Raw genomic sequence first — 16,989 nt, forward strand, 5'->3', positions numbered from 1 at the left:
GTCTGCTACTCGCCGCACCGACGCTTTGCGAGACGGGACTTTCACCCGTTGGAGTGGCGCAGCTGGCCAAGGTACACCCTCCCCCATCGGGGATCAATTGTTCCTTCGCTTCACGACGCACCATGGCGTCATTTTATAGACGACCGCGCGACTTGCTAGTATCCGGGCATGAGCCCGCTTGAACTCACGCTTCTCTACCTGCTGGCCGCCGTGCTGGGGGTGGTGGCGTGCCGGTCTCTCAAACTGCCTCCCATGCTGGGCTATCTGGCGGTCGGCGTGGTGATAGGGCCCAACGCGCTGGCTGTGGCAAAAAATGCCGACGGCGTACGCCATCTGGGTGAGTTCGGGGTCGTCTTCCTGATGTTTGTCATCGGACTGGAGTTCAACCTGGCCAAGCTGCGCGCCATGCGCAACCACGTGTTCGGGCTGGGCTCTTTTCAGGTCCTTCTGACCATGCTGGGTGGCACGGCGGCGGCTTTGGGTTTGGCACTCGTTGCACCCAATCTATGGGGCATGAGTTGGCAAACGGCTCTGGCACTGTCAAGCGCGTTGGCCATGAGCAGCACGGCGATTGTCGTCAAGCTGATGACCGAGCGACTCGAAATGGAATCGGAACACGGCAAGCGCGTCATGGGAATCTTGCTGTTCCAGGACCTGGCCGTGGTTCCCCTGCTGGTACTGATCCCGGCGCTGGGCGCCACCGGCGAGCGGCTGTTCGAAACACTGGCGGTCGCGGCACTCAAGGCCCTGATTTTGATTGCCTTGCTGCTGGTCGGCGGGCCGCGTGTGATCCGATGGTGGCTGACCTTGGTGGCACGGCGCAAGAGCGAAGAGCTGTTTGTGCTCAACCTGTTGTTCATCACTTTGGGCTTGGCCTGGTTGACCGAACTGGCCGGCTTGAGTTTGGCACTGGGGGCGTTCATTGCCGGCATGCTGATCTCCGAAACCCAATACAAACAGCAGGTCGAAACTGACATCCGGCCGTTTCACGATGTTCTGCTGGGTCTGTTTTTCATCAGCATCGGGATGATGCTGGATTGGCGGCTGGTGCTGGAGCGGTGGCCACTGGTGCTGCTGTTGGTCACGCTGCCGGTGCTGTTCAAGGCCGTGCTGGTGACCTTGCTGGCGCGCGGCCTGGGTGCCCCCGCCGGCGTGTCGTTACGTGCCGGGCTCTATCTGGCGCAGGCCGGTGAATTCGGATTTGTGCTGCTGACCCTGGCCCAGACCAACGCACTGGTGCCGCCCGCGCTGCTGAATCCGATACTGGCCAGCATGGTGCTGTCCATGCTGGCGACACCTTTCATCATTCTGTACAGCAACCGCATTGTGCTGAAGCTGGTCAGTAGCGAGTGGCTGCAGCAGTCCCTGCAAATGACCTCCATTGCCCGCAAGTCGATCAATGTCAACAAGCATGTGATTATTTGCGGCTTCGGTCGCTGCGGACAGAACCTGGCGCGCATGCTGGAACTCGAAGCCATTCCCTACATCGCGCTGGACCTGGACCCGGATCGGGTGCGCCAGGCCGCCGCCGCTGGCGACTCGGTTGTCTTTGGGGATGCCGCCCGTCTCCAGGCGCTGATTGCGGCCGGTCTGGCGCGCGCCAGTGCCGTGGTCATCACTTACCTTGAAGTACCGAGTGCCATGAAGGTGCTGGCCCATACCCGGGCCCATGCACCCCAGGTTCCGGTCATCGTGCGCACGCAGGACGACCATGATCTCGAGCGGCTGCAACAAGCGGGCGCCACCGAGGTGGTGCCGGAAGCGATTGAGGGTTCACTGATGCTGGCCAGCCATGCCCTGGCCTTGGTCGGTGTGCCGATGCGACGCGTGCTTCGGATCGTGCAGGTGCAGCGTGATGCGCGCTACAACCTGCTGCGAGGCTACTTCCATGGCGCCGACGACAACTCGGCGGATGAACTGCACCAGGAACGCCTGACCTCACTGACACTGCCCTCGGGCGCCAAATGCATTGGCGAAGCGGTCAGCCATCTGGCCCGCTACGGGTTGGAGGTTCGCATCGTCAGCTTGCGTCGACGCGGTGGCAAGGTGATAGCCATCGCAACCGATCCCCTGATTGAGGATGGCGACACGCTGCTTCTCTCGGGCAAGACCGAATCACTGGTGTTGGCCGAGCAGAAATTGCTCAAGGGTTAGACCGGCCAGCGCCCGGCACAAGGCACAATACGTACTCAAACCCCAGCCCGATGCGCCATGCAAAACCTCAGTGTCAACCAGTACCTCAGAGATCACATCCGCACCGTATCCGACTGGCCGGCACCGGGTGTGCAGTTTCGCGATATCACGCCGCTGTTGCAGGAAGCCAAGGTGTTTCGGGTGCTCATCGATGCTTTTGTCCATCGCTACATGGACCCGGCCATGCGCCCCGACGTGGTGGCCGGGCTTGATGCGCGTGGCTTCATCCTGGGCGCCGTGGTGGCCTACGAACTGAATGTGGGCTTCGTGCCGATACGCAAGAAAGGCAAACTGCCATTCACCACGGTGGAAGAAACCTACGAATTGGAGTACGGCAGCGCCACCGTTGAACTCCACACTGACGCCGTCCGGCCGAATGACCGGGTACTGCTGATTGACGACCTGATCGCCACCGGCGGCACCATGATGGCGGGCATGAAGTTACTGGAAAAACTGGGGGCTCAAGTGATCGAGGGGGCCGCCATTGTGGACCTGCCGGAGCTTGGTGGCTCGGACAAACTCAAGGCCGCCGGTCTGCCGCTTTTCACCCTAATCGATTTCGCCGGGCACTGAAGACGGGCTATTTGCCGATGCAAAAGTTGGAAAAGATTGCGCCCAGCAGATCGTCGGAAGTAAATTCTCCGGTTATTTCACTCAGGGCGTTCTGAGCCAGGCGAAGTTCTTCCGCCAGCAAATCCAGCGCGCCAGCGTGAGCCGCCAAATGAGCACTGGCTTCCATCAAATGGTCAGCCACCCGACGCAAGGCCTGAACATGCCGCTGGCGGGCAATATAGGTGCCTTCGGGGGCCGCTTGCCAACCCGCAATCTCCAGCAGCTTGCGGCGCAAGCTGTCTATGCCGGCGCCGGTCTTGGCCGACAGGATCAGCCCATCATCGCGCAGCGGCGACACTACCGCGTCTGCCTTGTTCCAGATATCGATAACCGCCACCCGGGGAGCCAATTTTTGCGCCAGAGAGGCGGCAATGACGGCGTCATTCGCCTTGTAATCGTCAGCATGCTGGCGCGTCAAATCATGCAAAAACAATACGGCGTCAGCGGTTTCGATGGCATCCCAGGCATGGGCGATGCCAATTTTTTCGACCTCATCGTCACTGTCGCGCAAGCCCGCCGTGTCAATCACATGCACCGGCACACCCTCGATCTGGATGGTCTGCTGCACCTTGTCGCGGGTAGTGCCGGCAATCGGCGTCACAATCGCCAGCTCGGCTCCGGCCAACGCGTTCAGGAGCGACGACTTGCCTGCGTTGGGCTGTCCCGCGATCACCACCTTGATGCCTTCACGCAGCAGGACTCCCTGGTGCGCGCTTTGCGCCACGGCCTGCAGAATTTGCTGCAACTTCAATAGCTGCCCCTGCGCATCTGCCTTGCGCAGGAAATCGATTTCCTCTTCCGGAAAATCCAGCGTTGCCTCCACCAGCAGACGCAGTTGCAGCAAGGCGTCGCGCAGGGCATGGATTTCTTTCGAGAAGGCGCCAGACAGGGAACGGCTGGCGCTACGCGCCGCCGCCTCGGTGCTGGCATCGATCAGATCGGCAATCGCTTCCGCCTGCGCCAAGTCGATTTTGTCGTTAAGAAAAGCACGCTCGGAAAATTCGCCTGGTAGCGCGACCCGCCATCCCGCCAACCGGGGTTGCGGGTCCAACTTCTGGAGCTCGGCGCCTGCTTCGATCACGCGCGCCAGCAACAGCTGTAGCACCACTGGCCCACCATGGGCCTGCAACTCCAGTACATCCTCGCCAGTGAACGAGTGGGGGGCCTTGAAATAGATTGCCAAGCCATGGTCAATGGCCTGGCCAGCATGGTCGAGAAAAGCGGTGTAGGTGGCCTCGCGCGGCGCTAGCCGCCGCCCGCACATTGCCTGCGCCAGCGCTTCCAGATTCTTCCCGCTGACCCGCACAATCCCGACCGCGCCGCGCCCGGGGGCGGTGGCAATGGCCGCAATCGAGTCCAGATGACGCGGCAGAGACATACTCAGGCGCCGCCAGTAAGGCCTCGCGCCGCACACAAAGTGGCAAGCGACGGGGCCATGGCCGTTAGAACTTGGGCAGGTTGAACTGCGGTGGCACGCCCATGCGGGTGTTGATGACCCACTGCTGCGCAATCGACAATACGTTGTTGGTGATCCAGTACAGCACCAGACCAGCCGGGAAGAAGAAGAACATCACGCTGAAGGCCAGCGGCATGAACCACATCATCTTGGCCTGCATGGGGTCCGGCGGCGCCGGGTTGAGGGCTGTTTGCAGCACCGTGGTCAAGGTCATCACGATCGGCAGAATGTAGAACGGATCGGGTGATGAGAGATCGTGAATCCACATCACCCACGGCGCATTGCGCATCTCGACACTCGACAGGAGAACCCAGTACAGGGCGATGAATACCGGGATCTGAATCATGATCGGGAAACAGCCGCCCATCGGATTGACTTTTTCCTCGCGGTAGATGCGCATCATCTCCTGCTGCACCTGCTGCGGATTTTCCTTCAGGCGCTCGCGCATTTCGGTGATCTTCGGGTTGATGGCCTTCATCTTGGCCATGCTGGCATAGGCCTTGGCGTTGAGCCAGTAAAACGCCACCTTCAGCAACAGCACCAAGGCCATGATGGACCAGCCCCAGTTGCCGATCAGGGTCTGTATCTTGTCAAGCAGCCAGTACAGCGGCTTGGCCAGGATCGTGAGCCAGCCATAGTCCTTCACCAGTTCCAGCCCGGGTGCCAGTGATTCAAGCACTTTTTCTTCTTGCGGGCCGGCGAAGAATTTTGCTTCTACCGACTTGCTGGCACCCGGTGCAATATCGTTGAGCGGGGTAATCATGCCCACGGCATACAGATTGGTGTCAACTTTGCGCATGAACAGATCGCGCTTGATACCGTCACTCAGCAGCCAGGCGCTGGCGAAATAATGCTGCACCATTGCCACATAGCCGTTTCCTGCGCTCTTTTCAATATCGACTTTGTTGTTCTCAATGTCCTTGAACTCCACCTTCTGGTATTTTTTGGCATCGGTATAGATCGCCGGTCCGGTAAACGTGGAATAGAAGGACGACTCGCCCATGGGCTTGTTGCCATCACGGACCAACTGCAAATAGAGTTGCGGCGACACCGCAACGGCACCGACGTTGACCACCTCATGTTTGACCGCAATCGCATAAGCGCCTCGGGTCAAGGTGAAAGTCTTCACCAATTTGACACCACCGAGTTCAGCCGACTCAAAGCGCACGATCAACTCTTTGGCGTCGTTCTTGAGGCTGCGTTCACCCGGTGCGACACTCATGACGGTCTTGTGGGTCGGGAAGGCCCCACCCGCCGCCCCTGCGATCAGGCCTGTTTGGGCCACATAGGTCCGGTCTTTATTCTCATCCAGCAAAACAAAGCGCTTGTCTTTGTCGGTCATGTCAACGTGCTTGAGGAACTCGGTGCGAACCAGCGATCCGCCCTCGGTGTCAAAGGTCAGTTTAAGCACATCCGTTGTCACCACCAGGCGTTCATGAGGCAGCGTCGGCGCATTCGCAACAGCGACGCTCTGCGCCGCAACCCCCGCGACCGCTGCGCTCGGCGCCACCGCGTTGGCCGCAGGCACTCCGGTTGGAACACTGGAGGCGGACGCGGGTGGGCTGGCTGTTCCGGCTGTTTTACTGGTACCCGGAAAGAAGGTTGCTTTGTGACCGTTATAAACTTGCCACTGATCCCACAGCAAAACCATGGAAAAGCCAAAAATCACCCACAAAATGGTGCGGCGAATATCGTTCATGAAGACTTCTTTTGAGTGGAAGAGGGAATCAGCTGGGTAAAGAGCCGGGGTTTTACGGTCGGCACGGGATCAAGCCCGCCCACACACCAGGGGTGGCAGCGACCAAGCCGGGCCAGCGTCATATAGGTACCCGCTGCGGCCCCATGCAGTTGCAAGGCCTGCAACGAATACGCGGAGCAAGTGGGCTCAAACCGGCAGGACGATCCCAGCCAGGGGCTGAACAGCAAACGGTAGCCTTTGACCAGGCCCATCAACAGGGTCTTGATCACGATGAAACATCATTCGCCAGGGGCGCCGCCGGGCGCGCCACGGCGTCCGCGAACAATTGCTGCAACTCCTGGCGAACAGTGGCTTTCAGCATATCGGAAGTGGCGCTGATGAATTGCTGGTGACCAAAACCGGCCCGCAAACGCACAACATGGGCGGCGACCGGAAGGGCTGACTCAAAATCAGTGCTCACGCTGTAAATCTGGCGCTTGATGGCGTTGCGCGTGACGGCTCGTTTGGCCCACCGCTTGGGCACCATGGCGCCAATCCAGACCTCGTGCACGATACAGCGCGCCCGCAACGACTCTCTTGGTGCCTCAGGCGAGTTCTGCTTGGCAATGGCCATAGCCAGCCCAGCGCGGTGCAAGACAAAATGTGGCGTCCTGGCCACCGTGCCGCCAGCCAGCACAGCCTGAAACTGGCTTCGGGTTGTCAGTCGCTGCACTTTGCGGGTAACGCCAGAACTGCCGGTCAGTGACGCACTGTATGGGCAACTGAAATCAGACAGCCAGACGTTTGCGGCCCTTGGCACGACGGGCATTAATCACCGCACGACCACCACGGGTTTTCATGCGAACCAGGAAGCCGTGGGTGCGGGCGCGGCGAATCTTGGAAGGTTGGTAAGTGCGTTTCATATCGAAAATCCTAAAGGGCTCAATGACGACCCGCTGATAATCTATCAGAGTGGGCCACAGTCGTGTCTCCCCCAACACAGCCAGGGGAACCGGAGATTATCGCAAATTTTCGCCATGCCGGCAATACCTTGTGTCGGCCGCGACTGGCAGGACCGGAACTGGGGGCCTCTTCTTTCGACTTGTGGATAAAATCTTGATAAATTACAATTCGCAGCGCGATAATCGAAAACTATCCACAGAAGTTGGTACGAACAATGACAGAGGGACAATACGCCAGTAGATCAGGCTTTACGGGTCAGGACGCTGGCCAAAGCCTGTGGCAGAGTTGCATCGACCAGCTGGCTCAGGAACTGCCCGAACAGCAGTTCAATACCTGGATAAAACCCTTGTCGGCAGAAGTTGCGGACGACCTCTCCAAAGTCACTATTTTTGTCGCCAACCGGTTCAAACTGGATTGGATCAGGGCCCAGTACAACAACCGAATTTCCACCTTGCTGGAGAAGCTCTCTGGTCAATCGGTACAGGTCGAGTTGGCACTGGCGGCGCGGGAACCGGTAGCCAAGGGGAATTTACCTCAACGTTCGGTGGAACCGATCCCGATGGAAGAGTCCAACGAGATTGGGGAAGAGCGCACGCCCAACAGTCTGAAGAACCGGCTCAACACCTCCCTGACTTTTGAAACCTTGGTTGAAGGTACTGCCAACCGGATGGCCCGCGCCGCGGCCATGCATGTCTCGGGGATGCCGGGTCATCTGTATAACCCGCTGTTTATTTACGGTGGTGTTGGCCTGGGGAAAACTCACTTGATGCACGCCGTGGGCAACCGCCTGCTGAACGACAGACCAACGGCCAAGGTTCTCTATATCCATGCCGAACAATTTGTCTCGGACGTGGTCAAGGCCTATCAACGCAAGACTTTTGACGAGTTCAAGGAACGCTACCATTCACTCGACCTGTTGCTGATCGACGACGTTCAGTTTTTTGCCAACAAGGAACGCACGCAGGAAGAGTTCTTCAATGCGTTCGAGGCACTGCTGGCGAAAAAGTCGCACATTGTGATGACCAGCGACACCTATCCCAAGGGCCTGACAGATATTCATGAGCGACTGGTATCGCGCTTTGACTCCGGCCTGACGGTAGCCATCGAGCCTCCCGAGCTGGAAATGCGGGTGGCAATTTTGATTAATAAAGCACGGGTGGAGGGCATCGAAATGCCGGAAGAAGTTGCTTTCTTCGTAGCCAAGAACGTGCGCTCCAATGTGCGCGAGCTGGAAGGCGCTTTACGCAAAATCCTGGCTTACTCCCGTTTCAACCAGAAAGAAATCTCGATTCTGCTGGCGCGAGAAGCGCTGCGCGACCTGCTGTCCATTCAGAACCGCCAAATTTCGGTGGAAAACATCCAGAAAACGGTGGCCGATTACTACAAAATCAAGATCGCCGACATGTATTCCAAGAAACGGCCGGCCAGCATTGCACGGCCACGCCAGATTGCGATGTACCTGGCCAAGGAATTGACGCAAAAAAGCTTGCCGGAAATTGGCGAATTGTTTGGTGGACGTGACCACACCACAGTGTTGCATGCGGTGCGCAAGATCGGTGGTGAACGCCAGCAAATGACAGAACTGAACCAGCAACTTCACGTGCTGGAACAAACCCTCAAGGGCTAAATTGCAGGAAAAAAAGGGGAAAATGGCGGTATTTGCAATAACCCCCTTAGCGTCCCTTATCAATTTGATTTGCAGATATTTAACAAGAGGTTGACATGATCGTCCTGAAGGCCACACAAGATAAAGTATTAGCGGTTTTGCAATCCGTCGCCGGCATCGTCGAACGTCGGCACACCTTGGCCATTCTGGCGAACGTACTGATTCGAAAAACCGGTACATCGCTGCAACTGACCACCAGCGATCTCGAGATTCAAATTCGCACCCATGCCGAACTCGATGGCGATGCCGGCGACTTCACGACGACGGTAGGCGCGCGCAAGCTGATCGACATCCTGCGCACCATGCCGGCGGATCAGACGGTGTCACTTGAATCGAGCGCCGCCAAGCTTATTCTCAGGGGTGGCAAAAGCAAGTTCACGCTGCAGACCATGGCCGCCGAAGACTTTCCGTTGGTGCAGGAAGCCGCCAGTTTCGGGCCGGTCTTCAGTGTGCCGCAAAAGACACTCAAGGACCTGCTGAGCCAGGTGTCGTTCGCCATGGCCGTGCATGACATCCGCTATTACCTTAACGGTATTCTGTTCGTCGCCGAAGGCAAGCAACTGAGCCTGGTGGCGACCGACGGCCATCGCCTGGCCTTTGCCTCGGCCACGCTGGACGTGGATGTGCCCAAGCAGGAAGTCATTTTGCCGCGCAAGACGGTTATCGAACTTCAGCGGCTGCTGTCTGATGCACAGGGCGCCATTGAGATGCAGTTTGCCAACAATCAGGCCAAGTTCAGCTTTGACGGCATGGAGTTCGTCACCAAACTGGTCGAAGGCAAGTTTCCCGACTACAACCGCGTCATTCCAAAAAACCACAAGAACTGCATCACACTGGGTCGCACCGCTTTGCTGGCCACCTTGCAGCGCACCGCCATTTTGACCAGCGAGAAGTTCAAGGGCGTACGCCTGAACATCGACCCCGGCACCTTGCGTGTGGCGTCCAACAATGCGGAACAGGAAGAGGCCGTGGACGAGTTGGATATTGATTACAACGGCGACAGCATCGAGATCGGCTTCAACGTCACCTACCTGATTGATGCGCTGGCCAACATGACCCAGGAAATGGTCAAGCTGGAACTGTCCGACGGCAACAGTTCGGCTCTTTTCACCATCCCCGACAACGACACTTTCAAATACGTCGTAATGCCGATGAGAATCTGAGAAATTATTGAAACCTTGCGGGACGGACGCGGCTGCGCGCAACGAGCAAGCCCTGTCCTCAACTGATTAGAGAGAAGCGATGACCGAAGAAAACAAGCCAGTTCAGAACCCTGAACATGGCGAGGACACAGTCCACACGGGTGAGGGAAGCACCGACAGCTCCAACTTTCAACCCACCATTGACGCCAACCAGGCCGGCGCCTCGGAGGCTTATGGCGAGGACTCGATCCAGATTCTGGAAGGCCTGGAGGCAGTGCGCAAACGCCCCGGCATGTACATTGGCGACACATCGGACGGCACCGGCCTGCATCACCTGGTATTTGAGGTGGTGGACAACTCGATCGACGAATCCCTGGCCGGCCACTGCGACGACATTCTGGTCACCATTCATTCCGACAACTCTGTGTCAGTGGTGGACAACGGCCGCGGCATTCCCACCGGCGTGAAGATGGACGACAAGCACGAGCCCAAGCGCTCCGCCGCCGAAATCTCCCTGACCGAGCTGCACGCTGGCGGCAAGTTCAATCAAAACAGCTACAAGGTCTCCGGCGGCTTGCACGGGGTTGGCGTGAGCTGCGTCAACGCCCTGTCCAAAATGCTGCGCCTGACGATCCGGCGCGACGGCAAAGTGCATGTGATGGAGTTCAGCAAGGGCGTGGTGCAGAACCGCATCACGGAACTGGTCAATGGCGTCGAGGTGTCGCCCATGAAAGTGATAGGCGACACCGAAAAACGCGGCACCGAAGTGCATTTTTTGCCGGATCTGGACATCTTCCAGATCAACACCGACTTCCACTACGACATTTTGAGCAAGCGTCTGCGCGAACTCAGCTTCCTGAACAATGGCGTCAGAATCCGTCTCAAGGACGAGCGCAGCGGCAAGGAAGACGACTTCTCGGGCGCCGGTGGCGTCAAGGGCTTTGTCAACTTCATCAACAAAGGTAAAACCGTCCTCAACCCCAACATTTTTCACGCCATGGGGGACCGCCAGAGCGATCAGAACACCAACATCGGCGTCGAGGTGGCGATGCAATGGAACAGCGGCTACAACGAGCAGGTCCTGTGCTTCACCAACAACATCCCGCAGCGTGACGGCGGCACCCACCTGACCGGCTTGCGCGCCGCCATGACGCGCGTCATCAATAAATACATCGACGACAACGAACTGGCCAAGAAGGCCAAGGTCGAGGTAACCGGTGACGACATGCGCGAGGGCCTGTGCTGCGTCCTGAGCGTGAAAGTACCGGAACCCAAATTCAGCAGCCAGACCAAGGACAAACTGGTCAGCAGCGAGGTACGCGGTCCGGTGGAAGACATCGTCAGCCGCTTGCTCCACGACTACCTGCAGGAACGCCCGGCCGACGCCAAGATCATCGTCGGCAAGATCATCGAGGCGGCACGGGCTCGCGAGGCGGCCCGCAAGGCGCGCGACATGACGCGCCGCAAAGGCGTGCTCGACGGCATGGGCCTGCCGGGCAAGCTGGCGGACTGTCAGGAAAAAGACCCGGCGCTGTGCGAAATCTACATCGTCGAGGGTGACTCGGCCGGCGGCTCGGCCAAGCAGGGCCGCGATCGCAAATTCCAGGCCATCCTGCCCCTGCGCGGCAAGATCCTGAACGTGGAAAAGGCGCGCTACGAGAAGCTGCTCACCAGCAACGAAATTCTGACCCTGATCACTGCCTTGGGCACCGGCATCGGCAAGGCCGGCGGCAGCACCGGCAACGACGATTTCGACGTTGCCAAGCTGCGCTACCACCGCATCATCATCATGACCGATGCCGACGTTGACGGCGCCCACATCCGCACCCTGCTGCTGACCTTCTTCTACCGCCAGATGCCGGAACTGGTGGAACGCGGTCATATCTACATCGCACAGCCACCCCTGTACAAAGTGAAAGTCGGCAAGGAAGAGCTGTACCTGAAAGACGGCACCGCGCTGGACAGCTTTTTGCTGCGCATTGCACTGGTCAATGCCTCGGTCCATACCGGCGGCGAAGACGGCACCACGCTGAGCGGCGACACGCTGGCCGAACTGGCGCGCAAACACCAGGTGGCACAAGCGGTGATTGCGCGTCTGCGCAATTTCATGGACGCCGAAGCACTGCGTTCGGTGGCCGACGGCGTGGCGCTGAACCTGGACACGCTAGCCGATGCGCAAGCTTCGGCGATTGCGCTGCAAGCCAAACTACCCGATGCCGAAGTGGCCGGCGAGTTTGACGCGCGCACCGACAAGCCGATCTTGCGCATCAGCCGGCGCCACCACGGCAACGTCAAGAGCAGCGTCCTGACCCAGGATTTTGTGCACGGCTCCGACTACGCTGCGCTGGCCGAAGCGGCCAATACCTTCAAGGGTTTGCTGCGCGACGGCGCCAAGGTGACGCGCGGTGAAGGCGAGCGCCAAAAAGAGGAAAGAGTGGCCGACTTCCGTGAAGCCATGGCGTGGCTGATTGCACAAGCCGAACACGCCACTTCGCGCCAGCGCTACAAAGGTCTGGGCGAGATGAACCCGGCGCAGTTGTGGGAAACCACCATGGACCCGACCGTGCGCCGCCTGCTCAAGGTACAGATCGACGACACCATCGAAGCCGACCGCGTCTTCACCATGCTGATGGGCGACGAGGTGGAGCCGCGCCGCGACTTCATCGAAACCAACGCATTGCGGGCTGGCAATATTGACGTCTGACCAGGGCTGGCTGTGGCCCCACGAAGTGGGCGTCCCCTGTCCCAACCATCAGCTGCTGATGTAATTCGTCAGTTGCGAGATGGTTTGCTCTTGCCCGGCGATGATGTCGTTCATGATGTCGCGTATCGAGATCATGCCCAGCACTTTGCTCCCCTCCACCACCGGCAAGTGGCGGATGTTCTTTTGACTCATCAGTGTCATGCAGGCCCGGGTGCCGGTGTTGGGCGTGACCGTGACGACTTCGCGGGTCATGATGTCAGCCACTGTGATTTCCTTCGAATTTTTTCCCTGTAGCGCAACTTTACGGGTGTAGTCGCGCTCCGACACCACGCCGACCAGCTTGCCCTGGTCCAGCACAATCATGGCGCCCACACCGTGTTGGGCCAACAGTCCGAGCGCTTCAAAAACGGTGATCGAAGGGCCAACCTGAAAAATCGTTGAATCACGATTCTTTAATAATTCTTGAACGGGTTTCATCAAAGCTCCAGTTTATGGGTTGACATTGAAGTGCAGTGTAAACAAACTATTCTGTAATGCAATAGGCCTCGCACCGGTTTCCCCGATGAACCCTGATCCGGACTATAGTGGTGTCGCTTTTTGCTTCTGTTGAGGAACTCTCATGACTTATCTGATTCTCGGTCTGATTATTTTTCTGGGTGTGCATTCGGTGCGCATCGTGGCCGATGACTGGCGCACACAAACCCGCTCGCGCCTTGGCGAGCTACCGTGGAAGGGCTTGTATTCGGTGGCGTCGCTGATAGGTTTTGGCCTGCTGGTATGGGGCTTTGGCTTGGCCAGACAACAACCGGTGCAACTGTGGAGCCCACCGCTGGCGATGCGCCATCTGGCCGCGCTGCTGACCCTGGTTTCATTCGTGCTGCTGGCGGCGGCCTACGTGCCCGGCAACGGCATCAAGGCACGTCTTCACCACCCCATGGTGCTGGCGGCCAAAGTGTGGGCCCTGGCCCATTTGCTGGCCAATGGCAACCTGGCGCATGTGCTGCTGTTCGGCTCATTTTTGGTGTGGGCTGTTTTCGACTTCAGCACAGCCCGTCGGCTCGATCGTGTTGCCGGCACGCAATACCCGCCCGGCAGCGCCGGCGCGACGGCCATCACGGTGGTCGTCGGGCTGCTTGCCTGGCTCGCTTTTGCCATGTGGTTGCACGGCTTGCTGATCGGGGTCCGGCCGTTCGGCTGAAACGGCAGGGGCTCGCGCCTTGAGCATCCGCAACCTCGACTCGCTGTTTGAGCCGACCTCGATCGCGGTCATTGGTGCCTCCCTGCGCCTCGGCAGTGTCGGTGCCACGGTTTGGCACAACCTCAGCGCCGGCAATTACCAGGGCACGCTGTACGCCGTCAATCCCAAATACCACGTGCTTGGCGCCCACCCGGTGCTGGCCCGCGCCTCTGATTTGCCGTCGGTGCCGGCGTTGGCGGTCATTTGCACGCCGCCCGCCACGGTACCGGCACTGATCAAGGAATTGGCCGAGCTGGGTACGCGCGCTGCCGTCGTCATGACAGCGGGCATGGACCAGCGACAGAAGCTGGCCATGTTGAAAGCGGCACAAGGCCACTTGTTGCGCATATTGGGGCCCAACTGCATGGGGCTGCTGGCGCCGCACAAAGGCCTGAATGCCAGTTTTGCGCACATCGATGCACGGCCCGGGGAGTTGGCATTTGTCTCGCAGTCGGGCGCCCTGGTGACCGCCATGCTGGATTGGGCGCAAGGACGGGGCATCGGGTTTTCGCATTTTGTATCGCTGGGAGAACATGCTGACGTGGACTTTGGCGACATGCTGGACTATCTGGCCAGCGACGCCAAAACCCGGGCCATTTTGCTGTACGCCGAATCCATAGAGTCCGCGGCAAAGTTCATGTCCGCGGCGCGCGCCGCAGCCCGCAACAAACCGGTGATCGTGGTGAAAGCCGGGCGCTCGCCGCAAGGGCAACGGGCGGCGACATCACACTGCGGGGCCATGGCCGGCTCCGACATGGTATTTGATGCCGCTTTTGCGCGCGCCGGCATGTTGCGAGTCGATACCTTGCAGGAGCTGTTTTTGGCGGCCCAGATGCTGTCGCGCTTTCGAAACAACAGCAGCGATGCCATCACCATTCTTACCAATGGCGGCGGCGCCGGTGTCATGGCGGCCGATGCGGCGGCCCGCGCCGACGTCAAACTGTCCGAACTCAGCGCGGCGACCCGACAGGCGCTGGATGCGGTGCTGCCGCCCAACTGGTCGCATGGCAACCCCATTGACATCATTGGCGATGCGCCGGTGCTGCGTTATGAACAGGCCCTGAAAATTCTTCATGCCGATCCGACCACCGGTGCCGTGCTGTTCATCCACGCCCCCACCGCCATTGTGCCCAGCGCCGACATTGCGCGCGCCCTGGTGCCGCTGGCGCAGCATCCGCAGGGTACGGCACCACGACTGATGAGCTGTTGGCTGGGTGACCAGGCCGTGGCGCAGGCGCGCCAACTGTTTCAGGACGCCGGCGTTGCCAACTTTGACACGCCGGAGCAGGCGGTGAGCGCTTTTTCCATGCTGGTGCGGTACCGACACAATCAGGCCGAACTGACGGAAGCACCGCCCGCCCTGCTGGCCGACCGTCGTCCCGACACCGCAAGCATCAGGGCGCTGGTGCAAACCGCGCTGGCCAGTGGCCGTGAACAGTTGACCGAGCTCGAGGCCAAAGCGGTGCTGAGCGCCTGCCACATTCCGGTGGTGCCGACACTGCGCGCGGCGGCAACGCCGGAGGCGGCGGCTGTTGCGGCCCAGCGCATCGGTTTTCCGGTAGTGTTGAAAATCCTGTCGGACGACATTTCGCACAAATCGGACGTCGGTGGCGTGGTCCTCGATTTGCCGAATGAAGTCGAGTTGCGCGAGGCTGCGCAGGCCATGCTGGAACGGGTTCGGCGCGAACAACCGAAAGCCCAGGTCCAGGGTTTTACGGTACAGGCCATGGTGCGAAAAGCCCACGCGCAGGAGCTGATTGTGGGCAGCACGATTGACAGTGTGTTTGGCCCGGTGATTCTGTTTGGCCAGGGCGGCACGGCGGTTGAAATTCTGGCGGATCGAGCGGTCGCCTTGCCGCCCCTGAACCTGCCGCTGGCCAGGGCCCTGGTTTCACGCACCCGGGTGGCGCGCCTGCTGGCCGGCTGGCGTGACTCTCCGGCGGTGGACCAGGCAGCGCTGCATGGGGTGCTGCTGGCGGTGTCGCAGTTGCTGGCCGAAATACCGGAGATCGCCGAACTCGATATCAATCCCTTGCTCGTCAATTTCGAGGGCGCCATGGCTCTCGATGCCCGCATCCGCCTGAGCGCCAGCGCGCCGGCAGGAGCGAGCCATTTCGCCATCCGGCCGTACCCGGCGCAACTGGAGGAAACGCTGCAGTGGCAGGGGCGGAACCTGACTTTGCGGCCGATTCGCCCGGAGGACGAGGCGCTGCACATGGCGTTTCTGCAGCAACTGGACCCGGAAGACGTCCGCATGCGCGTGTTCTACAGCAAACGGACCATGGAACGCAGCGAGCTGGCACGGTTGGTGCAAATTGATTACGCCCGCGAGATGGCGTTTGTGGCATTGGCCGACGGCCCCGACGGTCAGCCGCAAACGCTGGGCGTGGTCCGCGCCATCACCGACCCAGACAACGTGGAAGCCGAGTTTGGTGTCATCGTCAACTCCGGGCTGAAAGGCGGCGGCTTGGGACTCTTGTTAATGAACAAGATGATTGCCTATCTGCGCACGCAAGGCACGCAGCGGCTGGTGGCCACGGTACTGGACTGCAACGAGCGGATGCTCAAACTGGCCAGGGAGCTGGGTTTTGAGGAAGAGACACGGGGCCAACCGGGCGATGGCACAAGAGACATTTTTCTATCACTCACTTGATCCCGATGACCCACTGAATCAGGTATTTCGCGGCGAAACCGGTCATGCCGAACGCCAGACCCAGAAACAGGACAAAGGTACCAAATTTGCCAGCCTTGGACTCCCAGGCCAGGTGGCCGATGATGAACAGCATGTAGAGCATGAAGCCGCCGACGCCGAAGGTCAGTCCGAAGGCTGCGATTTGTTCTTCTGAATAACCAAACATCAGCCAGGCCTTGACGGTAACGGTAACAACATGGAAGCCCGGATTTTAGGGCTTGCGGGTGGCGACGCATAATGCCGGTTTCCCCGCCGCAAGGAGATTGCCATGCCCCGTCCGATACTTGACGAATCGAACATTCATCCCGCCATTCGGGACAGAATCGCCAACCACGAACAAGCCATTGTGCGTGAAGTTCAGGCTGCGGTCGCCAAACATCCGGTGCTGGTGGTGGGCATGGGCATGAACCCATTTCCCAAAAAAGCGCGTCAAGCGCTGGACGCCGCCGGCGTCGCCTACCAATACCTGGAGTACGGCAATTACTTCAACCACTGGCGCCAACGCAATGCCCTCAAGCTCTGGACCGGCTGGCCCACCATGCCCATGGTATTTGTGAAAGGTGTGCTGGTCGGCGGCGCCGATGACTTGATCAAACTGATTGACAGTGGCGAGCTGAAAACACTGCTGGCTTGAATGAAACAGGCC

15 protein-coding genes are annotated in these 16,989 nt (G+C 59.5%); 8 read left to right on the forward strand and 7 right to left on the reverse strand.

Annotated features, from left to right (window positions below):
* Positions 1-168 precede the first annotated feature (168 nt).
* Positions 169-2,154: a monovalent cation:proton antiporter family protein gene (locus PHS32_RS21140; protein ID WP_301081297.1), complete on the forward strand. Its 1,986-nt coding sequence runs from the start codon at positions 169-171 to the stop codon at positions 2,152-2,154.
* Positions 2,155-2,211: 57 nt separating this feature from the next.
* Positions 2,212-2,766 carry an adenine phosphoribosyltransferase gene (locus PHS32_RS21145; protein WP_301081300.1) on the forward strand — a complete coding sequence of 185 codons (555 nt, stop codon included), beginning with the start codon at positions 2,212-2,214 and terminating at the stop codon, positions 2,764-2,766.
* A gap of 7 nt (positions 2,767-2,773) precedes the next feature.
* Here the strand turns inward: PHS32_RS21145 and mnmE are convergent, their stop codons facing one another.
* The 5 genes from mnmE to rpmH all read right to left on the reverse strand — a co-directional run bounded on the left by mnmE (position 2,774) and on the right by rpmH (position 6,862).
* On the reverse strand, positions 2,774-4,183 hold the full coding sequence (gene mnmE, locus PHS32_RS21150; protein ID WP_301081302.1) for a tRNA uridine-5-carboxymethylaminomethyl(34) synthesis GTPase MnmE: 1,410 nt from the start codon (positions 4,181-4,183) through the stop codon (positions 2,774-2,776).
* A 64-nt stretch (positions 4,184-4,247) separates the two neighbouring features.
* Positions 4,248-5,960 (reverse strand): membrane protein insertase YidC, encoded by a 1,713-nt coding sequence (gene yidC, locus PHS32_RS21155; RefSeq protein WP_301081304.1) that lies wholly within the window; start codon positions 5,958-5,960, stop codon positions 4,248-4,250.
* Entirely contained in the window at positions 5,957-6,229 is a 273-nt protein-coding gene (gene yidD / locus PHS32_RS21160) for a membrane protein insertion efficiency factor YidD (protein ID WP_301081306.1), read from the reverse strand. Before yidD ends, yidC begins: the two co-directional genes overlap by 4 nt.
* Complete coding sequence (locus PHS32_RS21165; protein ID WP_301081308.1) at positions 6,226-6,672, reverse strand: ribonuclease P protein component; 447 nt, start codon at positions 6,670-6,672, stop codon at positions 6,226-6,228. The genes yidD and PHS32_RS21165 overlap by 4 nt, the downstream gene beginning before the upstream one ends.
* Before the next feature lie 55 nt (positions 6,673-6,727).
* Complete coding sequence (gene rpmH, locus PHS32_RS21170) at positions 6,728-6,862, reverse strand: 50S ribosomal protein L34 (protein ID WP_006299042.1); 135 nt, start codon at positions 6,860-6,862, stop codon at positions 6,728-6,730.
* 254 nt (positions 6,863-7,116) lie between these two features.
* On the opposite strand from rpmH, the gene dnaA reads away from it, so the two are divergent.
* The 3 genes from dnaA (at position 7,117) to gyrB (ending at position 12,414) form a co-directional block, all read left to right on the forward strand.
* Positions 7,117-8,529 carry a chromosomal replication initiator protein DnaA gene (gene dnaA / locus PHS32_RS21175; RefSeq protein WP_301081310.1) on the forward strand — a complete coding sequence of 471 codons (1,413 nt, stop codon included), beginning with the start codon at positions 7,117-7,119 and terminating at the stop codon, positions 8,527-8,529.
* Positions 8,530-8,624: 95 nt separating this feature from the next.
* Positions 8,625-9,731 carry a DNA polymerase III subunit beta gene (dnaN, locus tag PHS32_RS21180; RefSeq protein WP_301081313.1) on the forward strand — a complete coding sequence of 369 codons (1,107 nt, stop codon included), beginning with the start codon at positions 8,625-8,627 and terminating at the stop codon, positions 9,729-9,731.
* A 79-nt stretch (positions 9,732-9,810) separates the two neighbouring features.
* Positions 9,811-12,414: a DNA topoisomerase (ATP-hydrolyzing) subunit B gene (gene gyrB / locus PHS32_RS21185; RefSeq protein ID WP_301081314.1), complete on the forward strand. Its 2,604-nt coding sequence runs from the start codon at positions 9,811-9,813 to the stop codon at positions 12,412-12,414.
* 48 nt (positions 12,415-12,462) lie between these two features.
* Here gyrB and PHS32_RS21190 read toward each other — a convergent pair whose 3' ends face one another.
* Entirely contained in the window at positions 12,463-12,891 is a 429-nt protein-coding gene (locus PHS32_RS21190; protein WP_301081316.1) for a CBS domain-containing protein, read from the reverse strand.
* 142 nt (positions 12,892-13,033) lie between these two features.
* Here PHS32_RS21190 and PHS32_RS21195 point away from each other — a divergent pair, with 142 nt between their 5' ends.
* Both PHS32_RS21195 and PHS32_RS21200 read left to right on the forward strand, forming a co-directional pair.
* The gene (locus PHS32_RS21195) at positions 13,034-13,612 is read left to right on the forward strand and encodes an NnrU family protein (RefSeq protein ID WP_301081318.1); all 579 of its coding nucleotides are present in this window, start codon (positions 13,034-13,036) and stop codon (positions 13,610-13,612) included.
* A gap of 19 nt (positions 13,613-13,631) precedes the next feature.
* Positions 13,632-16,304: a bifunctional acetate--CoA ligase family protein/GNAT family N-acetyltransferase gene (locus tag PHS32_RS21200; RefSeq protein ID WP_301081319.1), complete on the forward strand. Its 2,673-nt coding sequence runs from the start codon at positions 13,632-13,634 to the stop codon at positions 16,302-16,304.
* On the opposite strand, the gene PHS32_RS21205 is transcribed toward PHS32_RS21200, so the two are convergent.
* Positions 16,297-16,509, reverse strand: a complete 213-nt coding sequence (locus PHS32_RS21205) for a DUF2788 domain-containing protein (protein WP_301081320.1) — start codon at positions 16,507-16,509, stop codon at positions 16,297-16,299. The two genes, PHS32_RS21200 and PHS32_RS21205, sit on opposite strands and share 8 nt — an antisense overlap.
* A 102-nt stretch (positions 16,510-16,611) precedes the next feature.
* Between PHS32_RS21205 and PHS32_RS21210 the strand changes: the two genes are divergently transcribed.
* Positions 16,612-16,977, forward strand: a complete 366-nt coding sequence (locus PHS32_RS21210) for a glutaredoxin domain-containing protein (protein WP_301081323.1) — start codon at positions 16,612-16,614, stop codon at positions 16,975-16,977.
* The last annotated feature ends 12 nt before the right edge of the window (positions 16,978-16,989 follow it).

It is taken from the genome of Rhodoferax sp. (genome assembly GCF_028714215.1).
Classification (GTDB): Bacteria; Pseudomonadota; Gammaproteobacteria; order Burkholderiales; family Burkholderiaceae_C; genus Rhodoferax.